This window comes from Variovorax sp. LG9.2 (assembly GCF_035018885.1).
Lineage (GTDB): Bacteria > Pseudomonadota > Gammaproteobacteria > Burkholderiales > Burkholderiaceae_C > Variovorax.
Genome location: NZ_JASJXB010000036.1, coordinates 26,919 through 45,969, shown reverse-complemented (window position 1 = coordinate 45,969; position 19,051 = coordinate 26,919). Strand labels below are relative to the sequence as shown.

Annotated in this window: 15 protein-coding genes; 3 read left to right on the top strand and 12 right to left on the bottom strand. The window is 65.3% G+C overall.

The window, feature by feature from the left end; translation table 11 throughout:
- Nucleotides 1-47: 47 nt before the first annotated feature.
- The 12 genes from cydX to QN413_RS23795 all read right to left on the bottom strand — a co-directional run bounded on the left by cydX (nucleotide 48) and on the right by QN413_RS23795 (nucleotide 15,084).
- A complete protein-coding gene (gene cydX, locus QN413_RS23850) occupies nucleotides 48-197 on the bottom strand; it encodes a cytochrome bd-I oxidase subunit CydX (RefSeq protein WP_323499094.1) in 150 nt (49 codons plus the stop codon).
- Between the two features lie 19 nt (nucleotides 198-216).
- Nucleotides 217-1,371 (bottom strand): cytochrome d ubiquinol oxidase subunit II, encoded by a 1,155-nt coding sequence (gene cydB / locus QN413_RS23845; protein ID WP_323499093.1) that lies wholly within the window; start codon nucleotides 1,369-1,371, stop codon nucleotides 217-219.
- 3 nt (nucleotides 1,372-1,374) lie between these two features.
- Entirely contained in the window at nucleotides 1,375-2,976 is a 1,602-nt protein-coding gene (locus QN413_RS23840; protein WP_323499091.1) for a cytochrome ubiquinol oxidase subunit I, read from the bottom strand.
- 24 nt (nucleotides 2,977-3,000) lie between these two features.
- Nucleotides 3,001-4,752, bottom strand: a complete 1,752-nt coding sequence (locus QN413_RS23835) for an amino acid ABC transporter ATP-binding/permease protein (protein WP_323499089.1) — start codon at nucleotides 4,750-4,752, stop codon at nucleotides 3,001-3,003.
- Nucleotides 4,749-6,662 carry a thiol reductant ABC exporter subunit CydD gene (cydD, locus tag QN413_RS23830; RefSeq protein ID WP_323499088.1) on the bottom strand — a complete coding sequence of 638 codons (1,914 nt, stop codon included), beginning with the start codon at nucleotides 6,660-6,662 and terminating at the stop codon, nucleotides 4,749-4,751. The genes QN413_RS23835 and cydD overlap by 4 nt, the downstream gene beginning before the upstream one ends.
- A 182-nt stretch (nucleotides 6,663-6,844) precedes the next feature.
- Nucleotides 6,845-8,074 (bottom strand): acyltransferase family protein, encoded by a 1,230-nt coding sequence (locus tag QN413_RS23825; protein WP_323499087.1) that lies wholly within the window; start codon nucleotides 8,072-8,074, stop codon nucleotides 6,845-6,847.
- A 1-nt stretch (nucleotide 8,075) separates the two neighbouring features.
- The gene (locus QN413_RS23820; RefSeq protein ID WP_323499086.1) at nucleotides 8,076-9,038 is read right to left on the bottom strand and encodes a nitronate monooxygenase family protein; all 963 of its coding nucleotides are present in this window, start codon (nucleotides 9,036-9,038) and stop codon (nucleotides 8,076-8,078) included.
- Between the two features lie 62 nt (nucleotides 9,039-9,100).
- The gene (locus tag QN413_RS23815) at nucleotides 9,101-10,891 is read right to left on the bottom strand and encodes an acyl-CoA dehydrogenase (RefSeq protein WP_323499085.1); all 1,791 of its coding nucleotides are present in this window, start codon (nucleotides 10,889-10,891) and stop codon (nucleotides 9,101-9,103) included.
- A 72-nt stretch (nucleotides 10,892-10,963) separates the two neighbouring features.
- Entirely contained in the window at nucleotides 10,964-11,896 is a 933-nt protein-coding gene (locus tag QN413_RS23810; protein WP_323499084.1) for an electron transfer flavoprotein subunit alpha/FixB family protein, read from the bottom strand.
- Nucleotides 11,897-11,898: 2 nt separating this feature from the next.
- Complete coding sequence (locus QN413_RS23805) at nucleotides 11,899-12,648, bottom strand: electron transfer flavoprotein subunit beta/FixA family protein (RefSeq protein ID WP_323499083.1); 750 nt, start codon at nucleotides 12,646-12,648, stop codon at nucleotides 11,899-11,901.
- Between the two features lie 153 nt (nucleotides 12,649-12,801).
- Nucleotides 12,802-14,094, bottom strand: coding sequence for a mechanosensitive ion channel family protein (locus QN413_RS23800; protein ID WP_323499082.1), 1,293 nt, complete (start codon nucleotides 14,092-14,094; stop codon nucleotides 12,802-12,804).
- A 36-nt stretch (nucleotides 14,095-14,130) separates the two neighbouring features.
- Entirely contained in the window at nucleotides 14,131-15,084 is a 954-nt protein-coding gene (locus QN413_RS23795; protein ID WP_323499081.1) for a histone deacetylase family protein, read from the bottom strand.
- A gap of 77 nt (nucleotides 15,085-15,161) precedes the next feature.
- Between QN413_RS23795 and QN413_RS23790 the strand changes: the two genes are divergently transcribed.
- From QN413_RS23790 to QN413_RS23780, 3 genes are read left to right on the top strand one after another with little or no spacing between them, the layout of a single operon-like run.
- On the top strand, nucleotides 15,162-16,082 hold the full coding sequence (locus QN413_RS23790; protein WP_323499080.1) for a MoxR family ATPase: 921 nt from the start codon (nucleotides 15,162-15,164) through the stop codon (nucleotides 16,080-16,082).
- On the top strand, nucleotides 16,079-17,056 hold the full coding sequence (locus QN413_RS23785; protein WP_323499079.1) for a DUF58 domain-containing protein: 978 nt from the start codon (nucleotides 16,079-16,081) through the stop codon (nucleotides 17,054-17,056). Before QN413_RS23790 ends, QN413_RS23785 begins: the two co-directional genes overlap by 4 nt.
- Complete coding sequence (locus QN413_RS23780; protein ID WP_323499078.1) at nucleotides 17,050-19,050, top strand: DUF3488 and transglutaminase-like domain-containing protein; 2,001 nt, start codon at nucleotides 17,050-17,052, stop codon at nucleotides 19,048-19,050. Before QN413_RS23785 ends, QN413_RS23780 begins: the two co-directional genes overlap by 7 nt.
- Nucleotide 19,051: the final 1 nt, after the last annotated feature.

The window sequence follows — 19,051 nt, the reverse complement described above, 5'->3', positions numbered from 1 at the left end:
TCCTCCTTTACTTCGCTGCAGGGGCCACCCACCGCCCTCGGCTGCGCCTAAAGCCGTTCCTGATTGTGCGAAGGCTCCGGCGTATCGAGCTTTTCACGCCGAATCGCGTCGTCGTCCATCAGCTCGTACCACATGGCATTGAGCACGGCAAAGGCGGCCGCCAGCGGCAGTCCGAGAATCCAGGAGAAGTACCACATCGTTTGTTCCTCGCTCGGGTCAGTAGGCGTGGCCGGTCTCTTGGCGGATCGCGACTTCGTCGACCTTGCCCCAGAGCACGTGATAGACCCAGGTCGTGTACGCCACGATGATGGGAATGAAGATGCAGGTCACGACCAGCATGATGAAAAGCGTCATGTGGCTCGACGACGAATCCCACACGGTGAGGCTGGCGCGCGGGTCGATCGAGGACGGCAGGATGAACGGGAACATCGATGCTCCCACGCTGGCGATGATGCCGGCAATGGCGAGCGCGGCGGTCAGCAGTGCGAGCGCCGGTCGGCGCAACGCCAGTCCGACCAAAGCCCCTGCCGCACCGATGAAGCCGGCCAGCGGCGCGAGCATCGTCCACGGATGCGCGGTGTAGTTGACGAGCCATGCGGCCGCGTGCAACTCCGCCGTCTTCAGCATCGGGTTCGATGGCCCGACCGTGTCGATCATGCTGGTGATGCGGTAGCCACCGATGAACGATGCCAGCAGGATGCCGGCCAGCGCATAGAGCGCGATGGTCGCCAGCGCCGACACCATGCCGTAGAGCCGCGCACGTTCCGACACGACGCCCGAGGTCTTGAGCGTGAGCCACGCAGCACCGTGCGTCACGAGCATCGCCACCGACACCAGCCCGCAAAGCAAAGCGAACGGATTCAGCAGGCCGAAGAAGGTGCCGTCGTACAGGATGTGCATGTCGTCGGAGAATCGGAACGGCACGCCTTGCAGCACATTGCCGATTGCCACGCCGAAGATCAGCGCAGGCACGGCACCGCTGAAGAACAGCACCCAGTCCCAGCGCGCACGCCACGCCGGCTCTTCGCGCTTGCTGCGAAATTTGAAAGCCACCGGCCGCAGGATCAGCGCTGAAAGAATCACGAACATCGCCAGGTAGAAGCCCGAGAACGACACCGCGTAAAGCTGCGGCCAGGCCGCGAAAATAGCGCCACCGCCGAGGATCAACCACACCTGGTTGCCCTCCCACACGGGGCCGACGCTGTTGATGACGACGCGGCGCTCCAGGTCGTTGCGTCCGACAAACGGCAGCAGCATGCCGGTGCCCAGGTCGAAGCCGTCGGTCACCGCGAAGCCGATCAGCAGCACGCCGATCAGTGCCCACCAGATCAGGCGCAGCGTGTCGTAGTCGATGAGTTGGGTGAGGGTCATTTTTTACTCCGCTGAAGCAAGAGGAAAGTGGGCGACCGGCACGATGCGCTGGTGCGATTCGCCGACGTCGGGCGCATGCTCATGCTCAGGCCCCTTGCGGATCGCCTTGAGCATCAGCTTGACCTCGATGACCAGCAGCACCGTGTACAGCGCGATGAAGCCGAAGATGGTGAGCAGCAAGGTCTTCACGCCGAGGTCCGACACTGCGACCGCCGTCGGCAACACGCCTTCGATGACCCACGGTTGGCGCCCGAATTCGGCCACGAGCCAGCCGGCCTCGATGGCAATCCAGGGCAGCGGGATCGACCACACGGCAACCTTAAGCAACCAGCGGTGGTCGCCGAGCCTGCGGCGCGCCGACAGCACGAAGAACGTCGCGGTCAACGCGATCAGCAACATGCCGATGCCGACCATGATGCGGAACAGCCAGAACAACGGCAGCACCTGCGGCACGGTGTCCCATGCAGCTTTGGAAATCTGCTCGTCGGTCGCTTGCCTCGGGTCGTCGACGTAGCGCTTCAAGAGCAAGGCGTAACCGAGTTCGGGTGCGTTGTTCTCGAAGGTGTCGCGCACGCCTTGCGACACGGTCTGCGTGCTGCCAGCCGCGCGAATCTGCTGCAGCGCGTCGTAGGCTTTGATGCCTTCGCGGATGCGGACCTCGGCGCGCTTCACGAGTTCGTCGATGCCCGGGATCACCGTATCGAGCGACCGGGTGCCGATGAGTCCCATCACTGCCGGGATGTGCAGCGCGTAGTGCGTCTCGCGGGCGGCTTGGTCGGGGAAGCCGAAGACAGTGAAGGCAGCCGGCGCAGGCTTGGTTTCCCACATGCCTTCGATGGCGGCCAGCTTCATCTTCTGGTGCTCGCTCGACAGGTAGCCGCTCTCATCACCCAGCACGACGACCGACAGCGCCGCCGCCAGACCGAAGGACGCAGCCACCGTCATCGAGCGCTTGGCCAGTTCGATGTGGCGCCCTTTGAGCAGGTACCACGCCGAGACGCCGAGCACGAAGACCGACGCGCAGATGTAGCCGGCCGACACCGTGTGCACGAACTTGGCTTGCGCCACCGGGTTGGTCAGCACCGCGAAGAAGTCGACCACTTCCATCCGCATCGTCTGCGGATTGAAGGCTGCGCCGACCGGGTTCTGCATCCAGCCGTTGGCGATCAAAATCCACAACGCCGAGAAGTTGGAGCCGATGGCGACGGCCCAGGTCGTCGTCAGATGGCCGACCTTGGAGAGCTTGTCCCAGCCAAAGAAGAACAGACCGACGAAGGTCGCTTCGAGGAAGAACGCCATCAGTCCTTCGATGGCCAGTGGCGCGCCGAAGATGTCGCCGACATAGTGGCTGTAGTAGCTCCAGTTCATGCCGAACTGAAACTCCATAACCACCCCGGTAGCGACGCCCATCGCGAAGTTGATGCCGAACAGCACGCCCCAGAACTTGGTCATGTCGCGCCAGATCGCGCGGCCCGTCATCACGTAGACGGTCTCCATGATGGCCAGGATGATCGACAGCCCGAGCGTGAGGGGCACGAACAGGAAGTGATAAAGCGCCGTGGCGGCGAACTGCAATCGGGACAGTGCAACGATGTCGAAGTCCATGGGGTTTCCTTTTCTCTTTCTTCTTCAATCGGGGCGCAGCGCACGCAGCGCCGCTTCGAAACCGGGGGTGCCACGGCGCAGGTCGGCGACGATGTGGCCGGCTTCCATGCGGACCAGTCGATCGGCCAGCGCGGCCTCGCGGCGCAGGTGCGTGGCGATGAGTACGGTGCGCGGTCCGGCGTGTTGCGCAAGGCGCTGCAGCACGTCACGTGCGATGTCTGTATCGAGCGCTTCGGTCGGCTCGTCGAGCAGCCAGAAGTCCGTGGGGCGAAGCAACAGCCGCGCGAGCGCGAGCCGGCGCGACTGGCCACCCGACAGGCCGAGACCGCCTTCGCCGAGTCGCGTGTCCAGGCCTGCAGCGGTGGCGCGAATGTCGTGTGCGAGGCCTGCCGCTTCGAGCGCGCGCCAGAGGCGAGCGTCGTCGGCTGAAGAATCAGCGAGGCGCAGGTTGTCGCGCAGGCTGTCCTGGAACAGTTCGGTGCGTTGCGTGAGCAGGCAGGCAGGCAGCGTCGCAACGGTGCCGGAGCGTGGCGTCAACTCGCCGGCCGCGATGGCGAGCAGCGTGGACTTGCCGGCGCCGCTGGGGCCGATCAGCGCAACGCGCTCGCCGACGTCGATGCGCAGCGACACGCCGTGCAAGACGGCCGAGCCGGCCCTGGAATGCGCAGCGGTGATTTCGTGGAAGCGCAATGCGATGCCGCTCGTCAGCGAGGCGGCGGCGGCGGCGGCGGACAACTCGGCACCGATAGGCGCGATCGAGTCCGAAGAGAACCGCGCTGACTGCACATCGTCCAGTGCCATCCGCGGTGCAAGCCGCCGCACGGCCAGCCAGGTGCGACCGGCATCCAGCGCACCGCGCCGCATCGCAGAAAAAGGCTCGACCGCAGTGAGCGCGACCAGCAGCGCGAGTGCTGCCGCAGGTGCACCGATGCGGCCTTCGCCGACCAATGCGCCGACCGCCAGCAAGACCGTGACCAGGCTGATCGTGCCGGCCATGCCGTAGGCGGCGCCGACATTGGCTTCGAGCCTGTTCAACGCAAGGTCGGCGGCGGCCAGGCGTCGGTCAGCGTCGGCGAGCACTACCTTCTGCGTGTCGATGCGGCCGGCCATGATGAGGTCGCTCTGCCCGGCGACAAGATCGACGGCGCGTGCACGCAGCACTTCGATCGCATGCGCACGTTGCACCGATGGCCGGCGTGCACGACGCGCCACGACGAAGGCGATGCCCCAACCACTTGCGACGAGCCATACCGCTAGCGCGATGCCCAGGCCAATGTGCATGAAGCCGAGGACGACGCCGGCCAGCACCGCAGCGCCCAATGCCGCGATCGCGGGCACGACGAGCCGCAAATACAAAGACTCGAGCGCGTCGATGTCCGAGGTCAGCCTGAACAGCACACGCGATGGGCGCATCAGCAACTCGCGCGCGGCACCGGCACGCGCCCAGCCGCGGAACAGCTGCACGCGCAACGCCGCCAGCACGGCGAAGGTCGCGTCGTGCGTGACCAGTCGCTCGCCGTAGCGCGAGGCCGTGCGGCCGACCGCCAGCAAGCGGATGCCGGCCGAAGGCATGAAGACGTCGAACATGAACGCGGTCGCGACGTTGGCACCGGCCAGCGCCGTCGCGGTGATGAACCAGCCGGAGAGGCCGAGCAGCGCCATGCCGGTGAGCACGGTGATTGCAGCAAGCAGAGCGCCGAGCAGCAATGCGCGGGGTTGGGTGGCAAGAAAGGGGCGCAGGATCAGACTGATGCGATCCTTGCGGGCGGTGCTCATGCGGCTTCCCTCACGACTTCGCGCACTTCAAAATTGTCGGCTGCGCCCAGGCTGACCACGCGATCCAGACGCGCGGCCAGCACCGGGTCATGCGTCGCAACGATCAGAGTCTTGCCGCGCGCCAGCGCCATCAGCGCATCGGTCACGCGCAGCGCGGTTTCGGTGTCGAGGTGGGCTGTCGGCTCATCGACGAGCAGCAGATCGACGCCCGCATTCACCACGACACGCGCCAGCGCCAGCCGCACCGCCTCACCACCCGAAAGTCCACCGCCGCCCTCGCCCAGCGCAACACCCAATCGGGCTTGCGCCACATCGGCGAGGCCCGCGAAGCCGAGCGCGGTTTCGATGCGCGCTGCATCGACGCCGATGCGACCGAGGCCGACGTTGCTTTGCACGGAGCCCGCGAACACATGCGGCCGCTGGCCCATCCAGCCGATACGCTGGCGCAGCGCGCCGACGCTGCGGTCTGTCAGCACAATGCCGCCGATGACGATGTCGCCGCTGTCGGCCGGCAGCAGGCCAGCCAGCAACGACAACAGCGCCGTCTTGCCGGCACCGCTCTCGCCCATCAAGGCGACGTGTTCGCCCGGTGCGACCCGCAGATTGATGTCGGAAAAAAGTGTCGCCTCGCCGGCGTGTGTGAAGTGCAAATGGCGCACGACGACGGACGGCGAGGAATGCGGTGACGATGCCTTGCCATTGACGCTCGTGGTGCTGGAAGCTGCATTGGCCGCGGTCACTGCATGGATCGCCCGGACCGGCGCAGGATCGGCTGCGAGAGCGCTCATGGATACGACGGCGCCGGGCAACCGCACGGTGCCGTTACCCAACGCCGTGAGCGCCTGCAATGCCGCCTCGCCGGCAGCACGGTCGTGCCAAACGGCCGAAAGCTCACGCAGCGGCTCGAAAAACGCTGGCGCCAGCAGCAGCACGAAGAGGCCTTGCCCCAAGCCGAGCGGCCTGCCCCATGTGCCGAAATGGAGTGTGCCCAGCAAGTGGAACCCAACGTACGCCGCGACCATCGCGACGCCGAGCGCCGAGAAAAGTTCGAGTACCGCCGACGACAGGAACGCGATGCGCAGCACGGCCATCGTGCGGCGACGCAGCGATTGCGCGGCGTCGCCGAGCCGCTCGGCCGTGCGGTCGACAGCGCCGAGCGCACGCAGCGTGGCAAGGCCGCGCAGCCGGTCGAGCAGGAAGGCGTTCATGCTGCCCATCTCGACCATCTGCGCCTCGCTGGCGGCGCGGGCGCGCCAGCCGACGAGTGCCATGAACACGGGGATCAATGGCGCCGCAACGAGCAACACCAGCGCGGCGACCCAAGAGAGGCTCGCGACCACGAGAAGAATCACCAACGGCACGAGCGTGACGCGCAGACGCACCGGCTGATAGCGCACGAGATACGGCATGAGCGCCTCGGCCTGCTCGGCGATCACGCTGGCGGCGGCACCGGAGGCGGGCCGATGGCGGTCGAGCGGTGAGCCGCTCGCTAACGCCGCCGCGGCCCGTGCACGCAAAGTCGACAGATGGGCGCGCGCTTTGCCGAAGAGCTGGCGCGTGCCCCACGCGTCCAGGAGCGCGCGCAGCAGGCCGATCGCCAAGATGCCGAGCGCCGGCGCAAGCACAGCGGACAGCGCAGGGGACAGCAACTCGGTCCATGACCCGGAATGCGCTGCGATCGCGAAACCTGCGACATCGGTATCGCCTCGATGGCCGACTGTTTGCGACATGCGCTGAACCGCCCCGGCCAGCAACGCCGCCTGAGGCAACCAGAGCAACGCCGCCGCCGCCTGCAACACACCGCCCACGCCGGTCGCCGCGAAGAATCGCAGCGAGGGCGCCTGGGCGGCGGGAGTCGGCACAGCCGAGGCAGATCCCATCTTCTTCATGTTCTTTTTAGTTTCAGCCATTGCTGAACGTTGCACAACATCCCCGGCGCTCGTTGACTACGCCAGTCCGTGCCGTGAGGTTGCCCGCTGTGCCTGCGAGACGCAACCGTGCCTAGAAGGCCGAATTGATCTGTGTCAAGAAAAGGACCAGAGATCGGCCAGCGCTGCGTGTGGACACCGGCGTTGCCGGCGGTGCTCGCGGCTCAGAGCGAAACGAGGAAGCCGCAGACCAGCAGCCCGGCGAACAGCGCGAGCACGGCGCGCCAGCTCGCGGGGCGCAACTCGATGCGGCGATAGAGAACCCACGCTGCCGCCAGCGAGAGTGCGAGGGCCGCGACCATGCCCGCTGCGTCGATCCAGGGGGCGGCTGGCGCCCAATGGCTGACCACCGCGCTGACCAGCAGGATCACTGGAAAGTGAATCAGGAACAGGGAGTACGACATGCGTCCGAGTTGTGCGAGCGGCCGCGCCCACGCCGGACATGCAGACGACTTCAGCCAATGCAAACGCTGCGCTCCCGCTATCGCGAGCGAAGTCATGAGCGCAATGGCGATGCGGCTGCGCCACTCGAACGCCAATGCCGATACGCCGAGCAACACCAACAGGAGAAAGCCGGCACGCCATGCTGCCCGACTGCCGTGTTTGTCGGACCGGTCGGCGCAACCGATCCAGAACGTCAACATCCCCAAACCATAAGCGCCGAAAAAATAAAGCGCCGTCGCGTCGAGTTCAGCGTGCAGATTGAAAAAAACGAGGGAACTGGTGGCGAGGCCGAACACGATCACCACGGCGATCCAATGTGCACGCAACGAACGCGCGACGCTGTCGGATATGTTGCTCATGTCTTCAATGTCCTGCGCGTCTCCGATGCCGCGACGCCAGTGCCGCTCGACCCATGCCGCCAAGCCAACCGCGGCCAGCGACAGCGCGAACAACTGGAAGTCGATCGCCACGTACCACACACCGGCCGACAAAGCGTCGTAGCCGAGCAGATCCTGCAGCAGCAATCCATGCGCCAGCAGCTGCATCAAGTTGGGTGCACCCGGAACCGCGTCGTCCTGTAGCAAGGGCCTTGCGATCGCGGCCACGACCACGCTGACGATGAGCGCTGCGAGGTACGGGATGATCAGCCGCAGGTAGCGCCGCGCAATACGTTCCAGCGGCCTGCCGGCGTTCAGCTGCACTGCCGGGGCCATGCTGCCAGCAGTCAGAAAACCGGCAATGACCAGGAACACCTGTACGGCCAGGCGCCCATCGGTAGACAACCAGTGAATGAGCGCAGGCGCCAACGGAAACGCGACTTCGGACATCGGCCCGTAGCGCGCCAGGTGATGGCCGACGATGACCAGGCACGCCAGTCCCTTGACAGCGTCGAGCAGCGGAATGCGCGCCGCGCGGTCCTCCACCGTCGACACGTCCACCGGGTCCGGCATGTCAGAGCGACAGGCGGGCCCTTGCCTCGGCATATTCACGCTTGAGCTTTTCTACGAACATGGCGGCCGTGCCGACCTCCGTCACGGCACCGATGCCCTGACCCGAACCCCAGATGTCTTTCCACGCTTTGGCTTTACTGCCATCGCCGGATGCGAAGTTCATCGTCGTGACATCGCCTTCGGGCAGGTTGGCCGGGTCCATGCCGGCGGCCACGATGCTCGGCGCCAGGTAGTTGCCATGCACGCCGGTGAAAAGGTTCGAATAGACGATGTCGTCGGAGCTGCCGTCGACGATCGCCTGCTTGTATTCGTCGCTGGCACGCGCTTCTTCGGTCGCGATGAAGGCGGTGCCGATGTAGGCGAAATCGGCACCCATGGCTTGCGCCGCCAGCACCGCGCCGCCGGTGGCAATGGAGCCCGACAACGCAATCGGGCCGTCGAACCACTGGCGGATTTCCTGGATGAGCGCGAACGGGCTCTTGACGCCCGCATGGCCACCGGCACCTGCGGCCACGGCGATGATGCCGTCTGCGCCCTTCTCGATCGCCTTCTTCGCGAACTTGTTGTTGATGATGTCGTGCAGCACGACACCGCCGTAGCTGTGGATGGCTTCGTTGACATCGGTGCGCGCGCCGAGCGAGGTGATGACGATCGGCACCTTGTACTTCACGACCATTTCCATGTCGTGATCGAGCCGGTCGTTGCTCTTGTGCACGATCTGGTTGATGGCGAAAGGTGCGGCCGGCTTGTCCGGGTTGGCCTTGTTGTAGGCCGCGAGTTCCTCGGTGATTTCGATCAACCACTCTTCGAGCTGCGCCGCCGGACGCGCGTTCAGCGCCGGCATCGAACCGACCACGCCTGCCTTGCACTGCGCGATGACGAGCTTCGGTGTGCTGATGATGAAAAGCGGCGAGCCGATGATGGGCAGCGGCAGGTTCGCAAGCACAGGTGGCAGTTTCGACATGGTCTGTTGTCTTTTTGAAGTTATTGAATCAGGGTCGGAAAGTCGGGTTCAGAAGTCGAGAGTCAGAAGGACTCGAGCGCCAGCGCGGTCACGCTGTCGGCGCCGTCGACGATGCTGTCGCGTACCGCAGGCACCTTGTTCAGGATGTGCTCTGCATAGAAGCGCGCGGTGGCGATCTTGGCTTTCATGAAAGCCACGTCGGTGCCGGCCTTCATCAGGTCTTCGGCCGCGATGAGCGAGCGCGCCAGTTGCCAGCCCGCCATCAGGTTGCCGGCCAGCATCAGGTACGGCACGCTGCCCGAAAACACCGCGTTAGGCGATGCCTTGGTATTGGTCGCCACGAAGCCGACGACTTCGACAAAGGCTTCGCGCGCAGCCTTCAGGCGCTTCAAGACGGCGGCGCCATCGGCGCTGTCGCGCTTGGCGAGTTCAGCTTCGGTCTTCTCGATTTGTGCGGCGATCGCCCTGGCTGTCTGGCCGCCATCGCGCGCCGTCTTGCGGCCGACCAGGTCGTTCGCCTGGATGGCGGTCGTGCCTTCGTAGATCGTCAGGATCTTGGCGTCGCGGTAGTACTGCGCGGCGCCCGTCTCCTCGATGAAGCCCATGCCGCCGTGCACCTGCACGCCAAGCGACGTCACTTCCAGGCTCATCTCGGTGCTGTAGCCCTTGATCAGCGGCACCAGGAATTCGTAGAAAGCGGTGTTCTGCTTGCGCGTGTCCGCATCGGGATGGTGATGCGCAGCGTCGTAGGCGGCCGCGGCCACGCTGGCCATCGCACGGCACCCTTCGGTGTACGCACGCATCGTCATCAGCATGCGCTTGACGTCGGGGTGATGAATGATCGGCGCGCTGGCGTTCATCGAGCCATCGACTGGTCGACTTTGCACGCGGTCTTTGGCGTAGGCCACCGCGTGCTGATAGGCGCGCTCGGCGATGGCGATGCCCTGCATGCCGACGGCGTAGCGAGCCGAGTTCATCATGATGAACATGTACTCGAGGCCTCGGTTCTCCTGGCCGACGATGTAGCCGACAGCGCCGCCGTGATCGCCGTACTGGAGCACGGCGGTCGGGCTGGCCTTGATGCCGAGCTTGTGTTCGATGCTGACGCAGTGCACGTCGTTGCGTTCGCCGAGCGACCCATCTTTGTTCACCATGAACTTCGGCACGACGAAGAGACTGATGCCCTTCACGCCTTCGGGCGCACCGACCACGCGTGCCAGCACGAGGTGGACGATGTTCTCTGCCATATCGTGCTCGCCGTACGTGATGTAGATCTTGGTGCCGAAGACCTTGTACGTGCCGTCGGGTTGCGGCTCGGCACGGCTGCGCACCATCGCCAGATCGCTGCCGGCTTGCGGCTCGGTCAGGTTCATGGTGCCGGTCCACTTCCCGCTGATAAGCTTTTCCAGATAGATCGCATTCAGCGCTTCGGAGCCGGCGGTCAGCAGTGCTTCGGTCGCGCCATCGGAGAGCAATGGGCACAGCGCGAAGCTCATGTTGGCGGAGTTCAGCATCTCGCCGCAGGCTGCGCCGATGGTTTTCGGCAAGCCCTGACCGCCAAAGGCGAGCGGATGCTGCAGGCCCTGCCAGCCGCCAGCCGCGTACTGCGCAAAGGCTTCTTTGAAGCCCGGCGTGGTCGTGACGACGCCGTCCTTGAACGACGACGGATTGCGGTCGCCCGCCACGTTCAGCGGCGCGATCACGTCCTGGTTGAACCGGGCGCATTCTTCGAGCACGGCCTGCGCCGTCTCCAGGCCGGCGTCTTCGAAGCCGGGCATTTCTGCGATTTCTGCGATGGCGGCCAGATGTTCGATGTCGAACAACATGTCCTTGATCGGTGCGATGTAGCTCATGTCTTTGTCTCCAGATACAGGAAGGGCATCGCGAACGATGCCCTTGAATGACTTACCCGACGTTGCGCAAACTCAAAGCGCCTTGACCAATTCAGGCACGGCCACGAACAGGTCGGCAACCAGCCCGTAGTCGGCCACCGAGAAGATCGGCGCCTCTTCGTCCTTGTTGATCGCCACGATCACCTTGGAGTCCTTCATGCCGGCCAAGTGCTGAATGGCCCCCGAGATACCGGCGGCGATGTACAGCTGCGGCGCCACGATCTTGCCGGTCTGGCCCACTTGCCAGTCGTTGGGCGCGTAGCCTGCATCCACGGCAGCCCGGCTGGCTCCCAGGCCCGCATTGAGCTTGTCCGCCAGCGGTGCCATGATCTCCTGGAACTTCTCGGCACTGCCCAGGGCCCGGCCCCCGGAGACGATGATCTTGGCGGCAGTCAGTTCAGGGCGCTCGCTCTTGGTCACTTCCCGGCCGACGAAGGCGCTCTTGCCGCTGTCGGCCACGCCTTCGGCGGTTTCGATGGTGGCACTGCCACCGGTCGCGGCTGCGGCATCGAAGCCGGTGGTACGCACGGTGATGACGATGGTCTTGTCGCTCGACTGCACCGTGGCAATCGCATTGCCCGCATAGATCGGCCGCTCGAAGGTGTCCGGCGCATCGACCTTGGTGATGTCGCTGATCTGGGCGACATCCAGCTTGGCGGCGACGCGCGGCGCCACGTTCTTGCCGTTGGCGGTCGACGGGAACAGGATGTGGCTGTAATTGCCGGCGATCGCCAGCACCTGCGCTGCAACGTTCTCGGCCAGGTTCTCGGCCAGGCTGGCGCTGTCGGCCACGATGACTTTGGCGACGCCCACGATCTGGGCGGCGGCTTTGCCGGCTTCGGCGGCATTGGCGCCCGCCACCAGGATGTGCACCTCGCCACCGCAGGCAATGGCCGCGGTGACGGTGTTGAGGGTCGCCGGCTTGATGGTGGCGTGGTCGTGTTCGGCAATAACTAATGCGGTCATGTTCAGATCACCTTCGCTTCGTTTTTCAGTTTGTCGACCAGGGCGGCTACGTCGGCCACCTTGATGCCGGCACCGCGCTTGGGCGGCTCCGAGACCTTCAGGGTCTTCAGGCGGGGGGTGACGTCGACACCCAAGTCTTCCGGCTTGAAGACGTCCAGCGTCTTCTTCTTGGCCTTCATGATGTTGGGCAGGGTGACGTAGCGCGGCTCGTTCAAGCGCAGGTCTGTCGTGATGACGGCCGGCAGGTTCAGGGTGAGGGTTTCCATGCCGCCGTCGATTTCACGCGAGACGGTGACTTTGTCGGCGGCCAGGTCGACCTTGGAGGCGAAGGTAGCCTGCGGCAGGTCGGCCAGAGCCGCGAGCATCTGGCCGGTCTGGTTGGCATCGTCGTCGATGGCCTGCTTGCCCAGGATGATGAGGTGCGGCTGCTCCTTGTCGACCAGGGCTTTGAGGAGCTTGGCGATCGCCAGGGGCTGCAGTTCGGCGGTGGTCTCGACCAGGATGGCACGGTCGGCGCCGATGGCCATGGCGGTGCGCAGGGTTTCCTGGCACTTGACGTCACCGCAGGAGACGGCGATGACTTCGGTGACGATGCCTTTTTCCTTGAGGCGGACCGCTTCTTCGACGGCGATCTCGTCGAAGGGGTTCATGCTCATCTTGACGTTGGCGATGTCCACGCCGCTGCCGTCGGATTTGACGCGGACCTTGACGTTGTAGTCGACGACGCGTTTGACGGGTACCAGAACCTTCATTGGTTTGACTCCATTGGATTTACGAAACCGGTGTGCAGCAGGGCAGCCAAACATTCTAGGCGGCGACCTCTGCGTGGACTGTTCATATCGATCACCCGACCCCACCGTGCAGGTGGGCAGGACACAAAAACGAACGATCGTGCTTTTATGTGATTATAGGCGAGTGCCGCGTTCGGGCAAAGCACCTGCCGATGGCGCGGTCGGCAAAGATTCGACGCGCACCACGCGCTGCGGAAACGGAATGTCGATATGCGCAACGCGCAGACCTTCGAGCATCGCGATGTTGATGGCGGAGCGCACGTTGTCCTTGCCCTTCTCCGGGTCGGCGACCCAGAAATTCAGGCTGAACTCCAATCCGTCGGGCGCGAAGTTGACCAGGTAGGCAATCGGCACCGGCTCGCTCAAGACGCGTGCCTGCGCCTTGGCCGCATCGCACAAGATGCCCTGCACCTGCGCAACGTCGCTCTTGTAGCCCACCACGATGTTGGTCGTGATGTTGAACTTCATATCGGAGATCGACAGGTTTTCGACCCGGCTGGTGATGAGCGTTTCGTTCGGCACGATCGACTCGCGCCCATTGGCGGCGCGCACCAACGTGTAGCGCGTCTTGATGTCAGTGATGCGACCTTCGAAACCGTCGACCTTGACGTTGTCGCCGATGCGGATCGAGCGCTCCAGCAGGATGACGAAACCACTCACGTAATTGGCTGCGAGCTTCTGCAAGCCGAAGCCCAGGCCGACGCCGACCGCACCACCCAGCACCGACAGCGCAGTGAGGTCGACCCCGACCGCCGACAACGCGAACAGCAGACCGACCAGCAGCAACGCAGCGCGCACCGCGTTCGATGCCACTTTGCGCATCGAAAGATCGGATACCGCCTCGCGCAGGATGCGTTTTTCGATCGTGGCGGCAATCCACAGCGCGATCACCATCACCACGCCGGCCCAGAAGATGCCTTCCAGAATTGTCCGCACGCTGACGTGCGTTTTGCCGAAGTCCAGCGAGATTGCATCGAGTTCGGCCAGCACCGGCGGCAGCAGCCCGACGATCCACAGCACCGCTGCGATCCAGGCGATCCACGAGATGGTTCGCTCGGCCAGCCGCACCAGCGCCGACGTCGGGAACACGGCCCGCAGCACCCGCGCGAAAAGCCGAATGGCGACGAGCGACAGGAACACCGGCACGGCGATGCGAAGCACGACCACCGGCAGAAAGCTCGCCGCACCGCGCCGTGCCAGATCGCAAAAGAGCAATGCCAGCAGCGGGAACAGCAACCCGTCCCAGAGACGCTCGCCGAACCAGATCGAATCCTTGGGCTGGTCGCGGCCGAACCAGCGGCACACGATCCATGCCAGCGCGACGCATCCGACCAGCACGGCCACTTCGATCGCGACACTGCGCGGATCGACCTGCGACAGGCGCTCGGAGAACTGGCTGAAATCCATCGACCCCATCTTCACGCGCTGGTCACAAGTCCGCGGTCACAGGTCAGCCAAAACCCGCACGTGCGCTTCAACGCTGCGGGCCAGCGCGTCGAGGCTGTAGCCGCCTTCGAGCATCGACACGATGCGGCCCTTGGAATAGCGCTTGGCGATATCGCGCACCCGTCCGGTGATCCAGGCAAAGTCGTTTTCGTTCAGGCCCAGCTGGCCGAGATCGTCTTCGCGGTGCGCATCGAAACCGGCACTGATGAAGATCATCTCGGGCTGGAATTCTTCGAGCCGCGGAATCCACATCATCTCTATCAGCTCGCGCACATCCATGCCCTTGGTGTAGGCGGGCACCGGCAGGTTGAGCATGTTGGCGGCCGGATGCTCGGCGCCGCTGAACGGATAGAAGGGGTGCTGAAAGATGCCGACCATCAGCACGTGCGGATCGTTCGACAGGATGTCTTCCGTGCCATTGCCGTGGTGCACGTCGAAGTCGACGATGGCGACGCGCTTCAGGCCGTGCACCTCGATCGCGTGGCGCGCAGCGATCGCGACGTTGTTCAAAAAACAGAATCCCATCGCCTTGTCGTGGCAGGCGTGGTGACCGGGCGGGCGCACGGCGCAAAAAGCGTTTTCAAGTTCGCCCGAAATCACCGCGTCGGTGGCGGCGATGACAGCGCCGGCAGCGCGGCGCGCGGCCAGCACGGTGAACTTGTTGAGCGATGTGTCAGGGTCGATCGGCGCGTGGTCCGGGCCGCCTGCGGGCGCATCGGCTATCAGCCGCTGACTCAACTCTTCAAGATGTTCGAGGTGCGCGACGCTGTGCGCCCGGGTGATTTGCGGCAGCGTGGCCAGCGGGACTTCGCAGCGTTCGAGCGCATCGGCAACGCCGCTGGCGAGGAGCCGGTCTTCGATGGCGTCGAGCCGCTCGGGGCATTCGGGATGACCCCGGCCCATCTCGTGCTTCCAGAAGTCGCGATGAATGAAGTAACCGGTTTTTCCCATGTCTCTGTCGCCCGCCGAAGCCTCGTTCAGCACGGGGCTGTTGGACCTTACGGTATTGTTTGCATATGGATACAAAAATGGACGTCGCCGCGAAGCTCGCCAGTCTTCTGAGTCAGCTTAACACGGTGATTGTGGGCAAAGAGGCCCAGGTCAAGGACTGCGTGGCATGCCTTTTGGCGGGCGGGCACCTGCTGATCGAGGACGTGCCGGGCGTGGGCAAAACCACCCTCGCCCATGCGCTGTCGCACACCTTCGGGCTGCATTTTTCACGCGTGCAGTTCACCGCCGACCTGATGCCGGGCGACCTTTCCGGCGTGGCGATCTACGACCGCACGCAACAGGCCTTTGTGTTCCATCCCGGACCCATCTTCGCGCAGGTGCTGCTGGCCGACGAAATCAACCGTGCCAGCCCCAAGACCCAAAGCGCGCTGCTCGAAGCGATGGAAGAAAAGCAGGTGACGGTGGAAGGCGAAACGCGCCCTTTGCCAACGCCCTTCTTCGTCATCGCCACGCAGAACCCGCACGACCAGCTCGGCACGTTCGCCTTGCCCGAGTCGCAACTCGACCGCTTTCTCATGCGGATCTCGCTCGGCTATCCCGACCGCGCCGCCGAGCGGCTGTTGCTGGCCGGTACCGACCGCCGCGAGATGCTCAGCGGCTTGCCGGCGTTGCTCACACCGGGCGAACTCACCGCACTCCAGCAAAAGGTGCAGCAGGTGCATGCGGCCGAAGCTCTGCTCAACTACGTGCAGGACCTGATCGCTGCAACCCGTAATGGCCGTTGGTTCTTGCAAGGCCTGTCCCCGCGCGCCGGCATCGCGGTGCTGCGCGCGGCCAAGGCGCAGGCGCTGCTGGCCAATCGCGACTATGTGGCGCCGGACGACGTGCAGGCGGTGTTGCCACAAACGATCGCGCATCGGCTGACGCCGGTCGGCGATGCCGGTCGCGGCTCGGTCGAACAGGTGCGCGCGATGATCGCGGCGGTCCCACTTCCATGAACCCTGTCGCGGCGCTGCGGGGCCGCATCGACCGCTGGTTCCTGTCGCGCCGCCCGCCGTCGGACACGCTCGAGCTGACACAGCGCAACGTCTACATCGTGCCGACGCGCGCCGGCTGGATGCTCGGCGCGACGCTACTGGTGCTGCTGATCGCCTCCATCAATTACCAGCTCAACCTTGGCTACCTGCTGACCTTTTTGCTGGCCGGCAGCGTCGGCGTCGGGATGCATGTTTCCCACGCCACGCTGCGCGGCCTGTCGATGCACCTGATCGCACCCGAGGCACAGTACGCCAGGGCGGCTGCGGTGTTTCGCGTGGTGCTGCACAACGCGCGACGTTCGGTGCGCTACGGCATTGGCATGGCGGTGCGCGGCAGCGGGCAGTGGGCCTGGACCGATGTGCCTGCCGAAGGCAGCGCGACCGTCGAGATCGCCTTCCAGCCGGAAACGCGCGGGCTGCATCCAGTGCCGCCGCTGACTGCAGAGACACGCTTTCCGCTCGGCACCTTTCGCGTCTGGACTGTATGGCGCCCCGCCGCGCAAATGCTGGTGTACCCGGCGCCGGAGTTGCATCCGCCGCCGCTGCCGCCCGGCGAGGCATTGTCCGGCCAGGCCGCTTCGGCCGCACTGCTGCGCTCGCAAGGCGCGGGCGAATACGACGGCGTGCGCGCATACCGGCGTGGCGATCCGCTCAAGCTGGTGGTCTGGAAGAAGGCGGCCAAAGCCCAAGCTGCCGGCTCGGAAGACCTGGTGAGCCGCGACGCGCAACAGGCCCAGCGCGAAGAGCTGTGGCTCGATGCGGAAGCCACCGGACTGCCCGATCTCGAAGCCCGCCTGTCGCGCCTGTGCGCCTGGGTGTCGATGGCCGATCGGCTCGGCGTCGACTACGGCCTGCGCGTGGCCGGCCGCACGCTCAAGCCATCGCAAGGGGAAGCGCACCGCCGCGCTTGCCTGGAGGTGCTGGCGACATGCTGAAGCGACTCGCCGCCCTGCCGCGCGACGCCCGGGACACGTTGTTTTTGCTCCTGGTCATCGGCATCGTGGTGCTGCCGCAAATCGGCAATCTGCCGTGGTGGTGCACCGGTCTCACCGCCGCCGTGCTGCTGTGGCGCGGCACGCTGGCCGTGCAGGCACGGCCGCTGCCCGGCCGCTGGTGGCGCGCTGCCCTGCTCGCGGTCACGCTGATCGCCACCTTCGCCACGCATCGCACGTTGCTCGGTCGCGATGCCGGCGTCACGCTGGTCGTCGTGCTGCTGGCGCTCAAGACGCTGGAGCTGCGCGCACAACGCGATGCCTTCGTCATCTTCTTCTTGAGCTTCTTCGCGATGCTCACCAACTTCTTCTATTCGCAGTCGCTGATGACCGCGGTGACGATGCTCGTCGCGCTGCTCGGCCTGCTGACGGCGCTGGTGAATGCGCACATGCCGGTCGGTCGTCCGCCGTTGACGCAGGCCGCCAAGACCGCCGGCTGGATGGCGCTGGCCGGTGCGCCGATCATGCTGGCGTTGTTCCTGCTGTTCCCGCGACTGGCGCCGTTGTGGGGCACGCCCGGCGATGCGATGGCGGGACGCAGCGGCTTATCGAACACCATGCGGGTCGGCACCATCGCGCAACTGGCGCTCGACGACACCATCGCGGCGCGCATCAAGTTCGACGGTGCCGTGCCCGCGCAGCGCGACATGTACTTTCGGGGACCGGTACTGGCGCAGTTCGATGGCCGCGAATGGACCGCCCTGCCGCCGTGGGCGCGCGGCGCGCTGCAACCCAACCTGCGTGTGCAAGGCGCGCCCGTGCGCTACGAGGTCACGCTCGAAGCCAGCAATCGGCCCTGGCTGCTGACGCTGGATGCCGCGGCGAGCGCACCACGGGTGCCAGCCGGTATCGAGGTGACGGGCACGTCCGACCTGCAGTGGTTCGCCAACCGCGCGTTGAACGACCTCGTGCGATACCGCGCCGAAAGCTACACGCAGTTCTCCAGCGGTCCGTTGCAGCGCACTGCTTCTTTGCAGGCTTACCAAGCTTTGCCTAACGGCTCGAACCCGCGCACGGTCGCGCTGGCCGCGCAGATGCGCAGCGACCCCGCACTGGCCGGCGCCGACACGCCCGCGTTCGTGCGTGCGGTGCTCGAACGTCTGCGCACCGGCGGCTACACCTACACGCTCGACCCCGGCATCTACGGCAATGAAACGGCCGACGAGTTCTGGTTCGACCGCAAGGAAGGCTTCTGCGAGCACATCGCCTCGTCTTTCGTCATCCTGATGCGGGCGCTCGGCGTTCCGGCGCGCATCGTCACCGGCTACCAGGGCGGGGAGTTCAACACCATCGACGACTACTGGGTCCTGCGCAACAGCGACGCCCATGCGTGGGCCGAAGTCTGGCAAGAAGGCATCGGCTGGCAGCGCGTCGACCCGACCGGTGCGGTGTCGCCGGGCCGCGTCGGGCGGTTGCAGCGATTGGCGCCCACACCCGGTCTGTTTGCAGGTGCGATCAGCGCGATGGCTCCGACCTTCGCGATCGACATGCGCGCGACGTGGGAGGCCCTCAACAACGGCTGGAACCAGTGGGTGCTCAACTACACGCAGAGCCGGCAGTTGAACCTGCTGAAGAACATCGGCTTCGACGCGCCGAGCCTCGAAGACCTGGCGTACGCACTGCTTTACCTGCTGATCGGCGCCAGCCTGATCGGCGCGGGGTGGACGTTATGGGAACGGCGTAGTCACGATCCGTGGCTCCGGTTGCTCAGGCAGGCGCGCAACCGATTGCAGCGTGCCGGGCTCGATGTTCCTGATGCGACGCCACCGCGGGAGATGGCGCTGCGGACGACCGCTCGTTTCGGCGCTGCTGGGCAGGCAGTGCACGACTGGCTGCTGAAGCTGGAAGCGCAACGGTATGCACGGGCATCTTCGGAAGCAGCCGCCAAGTTGCGCAGGCTGCGCGCCGAATTTCGACGGCTCGCCTGGCCGCGCTGAA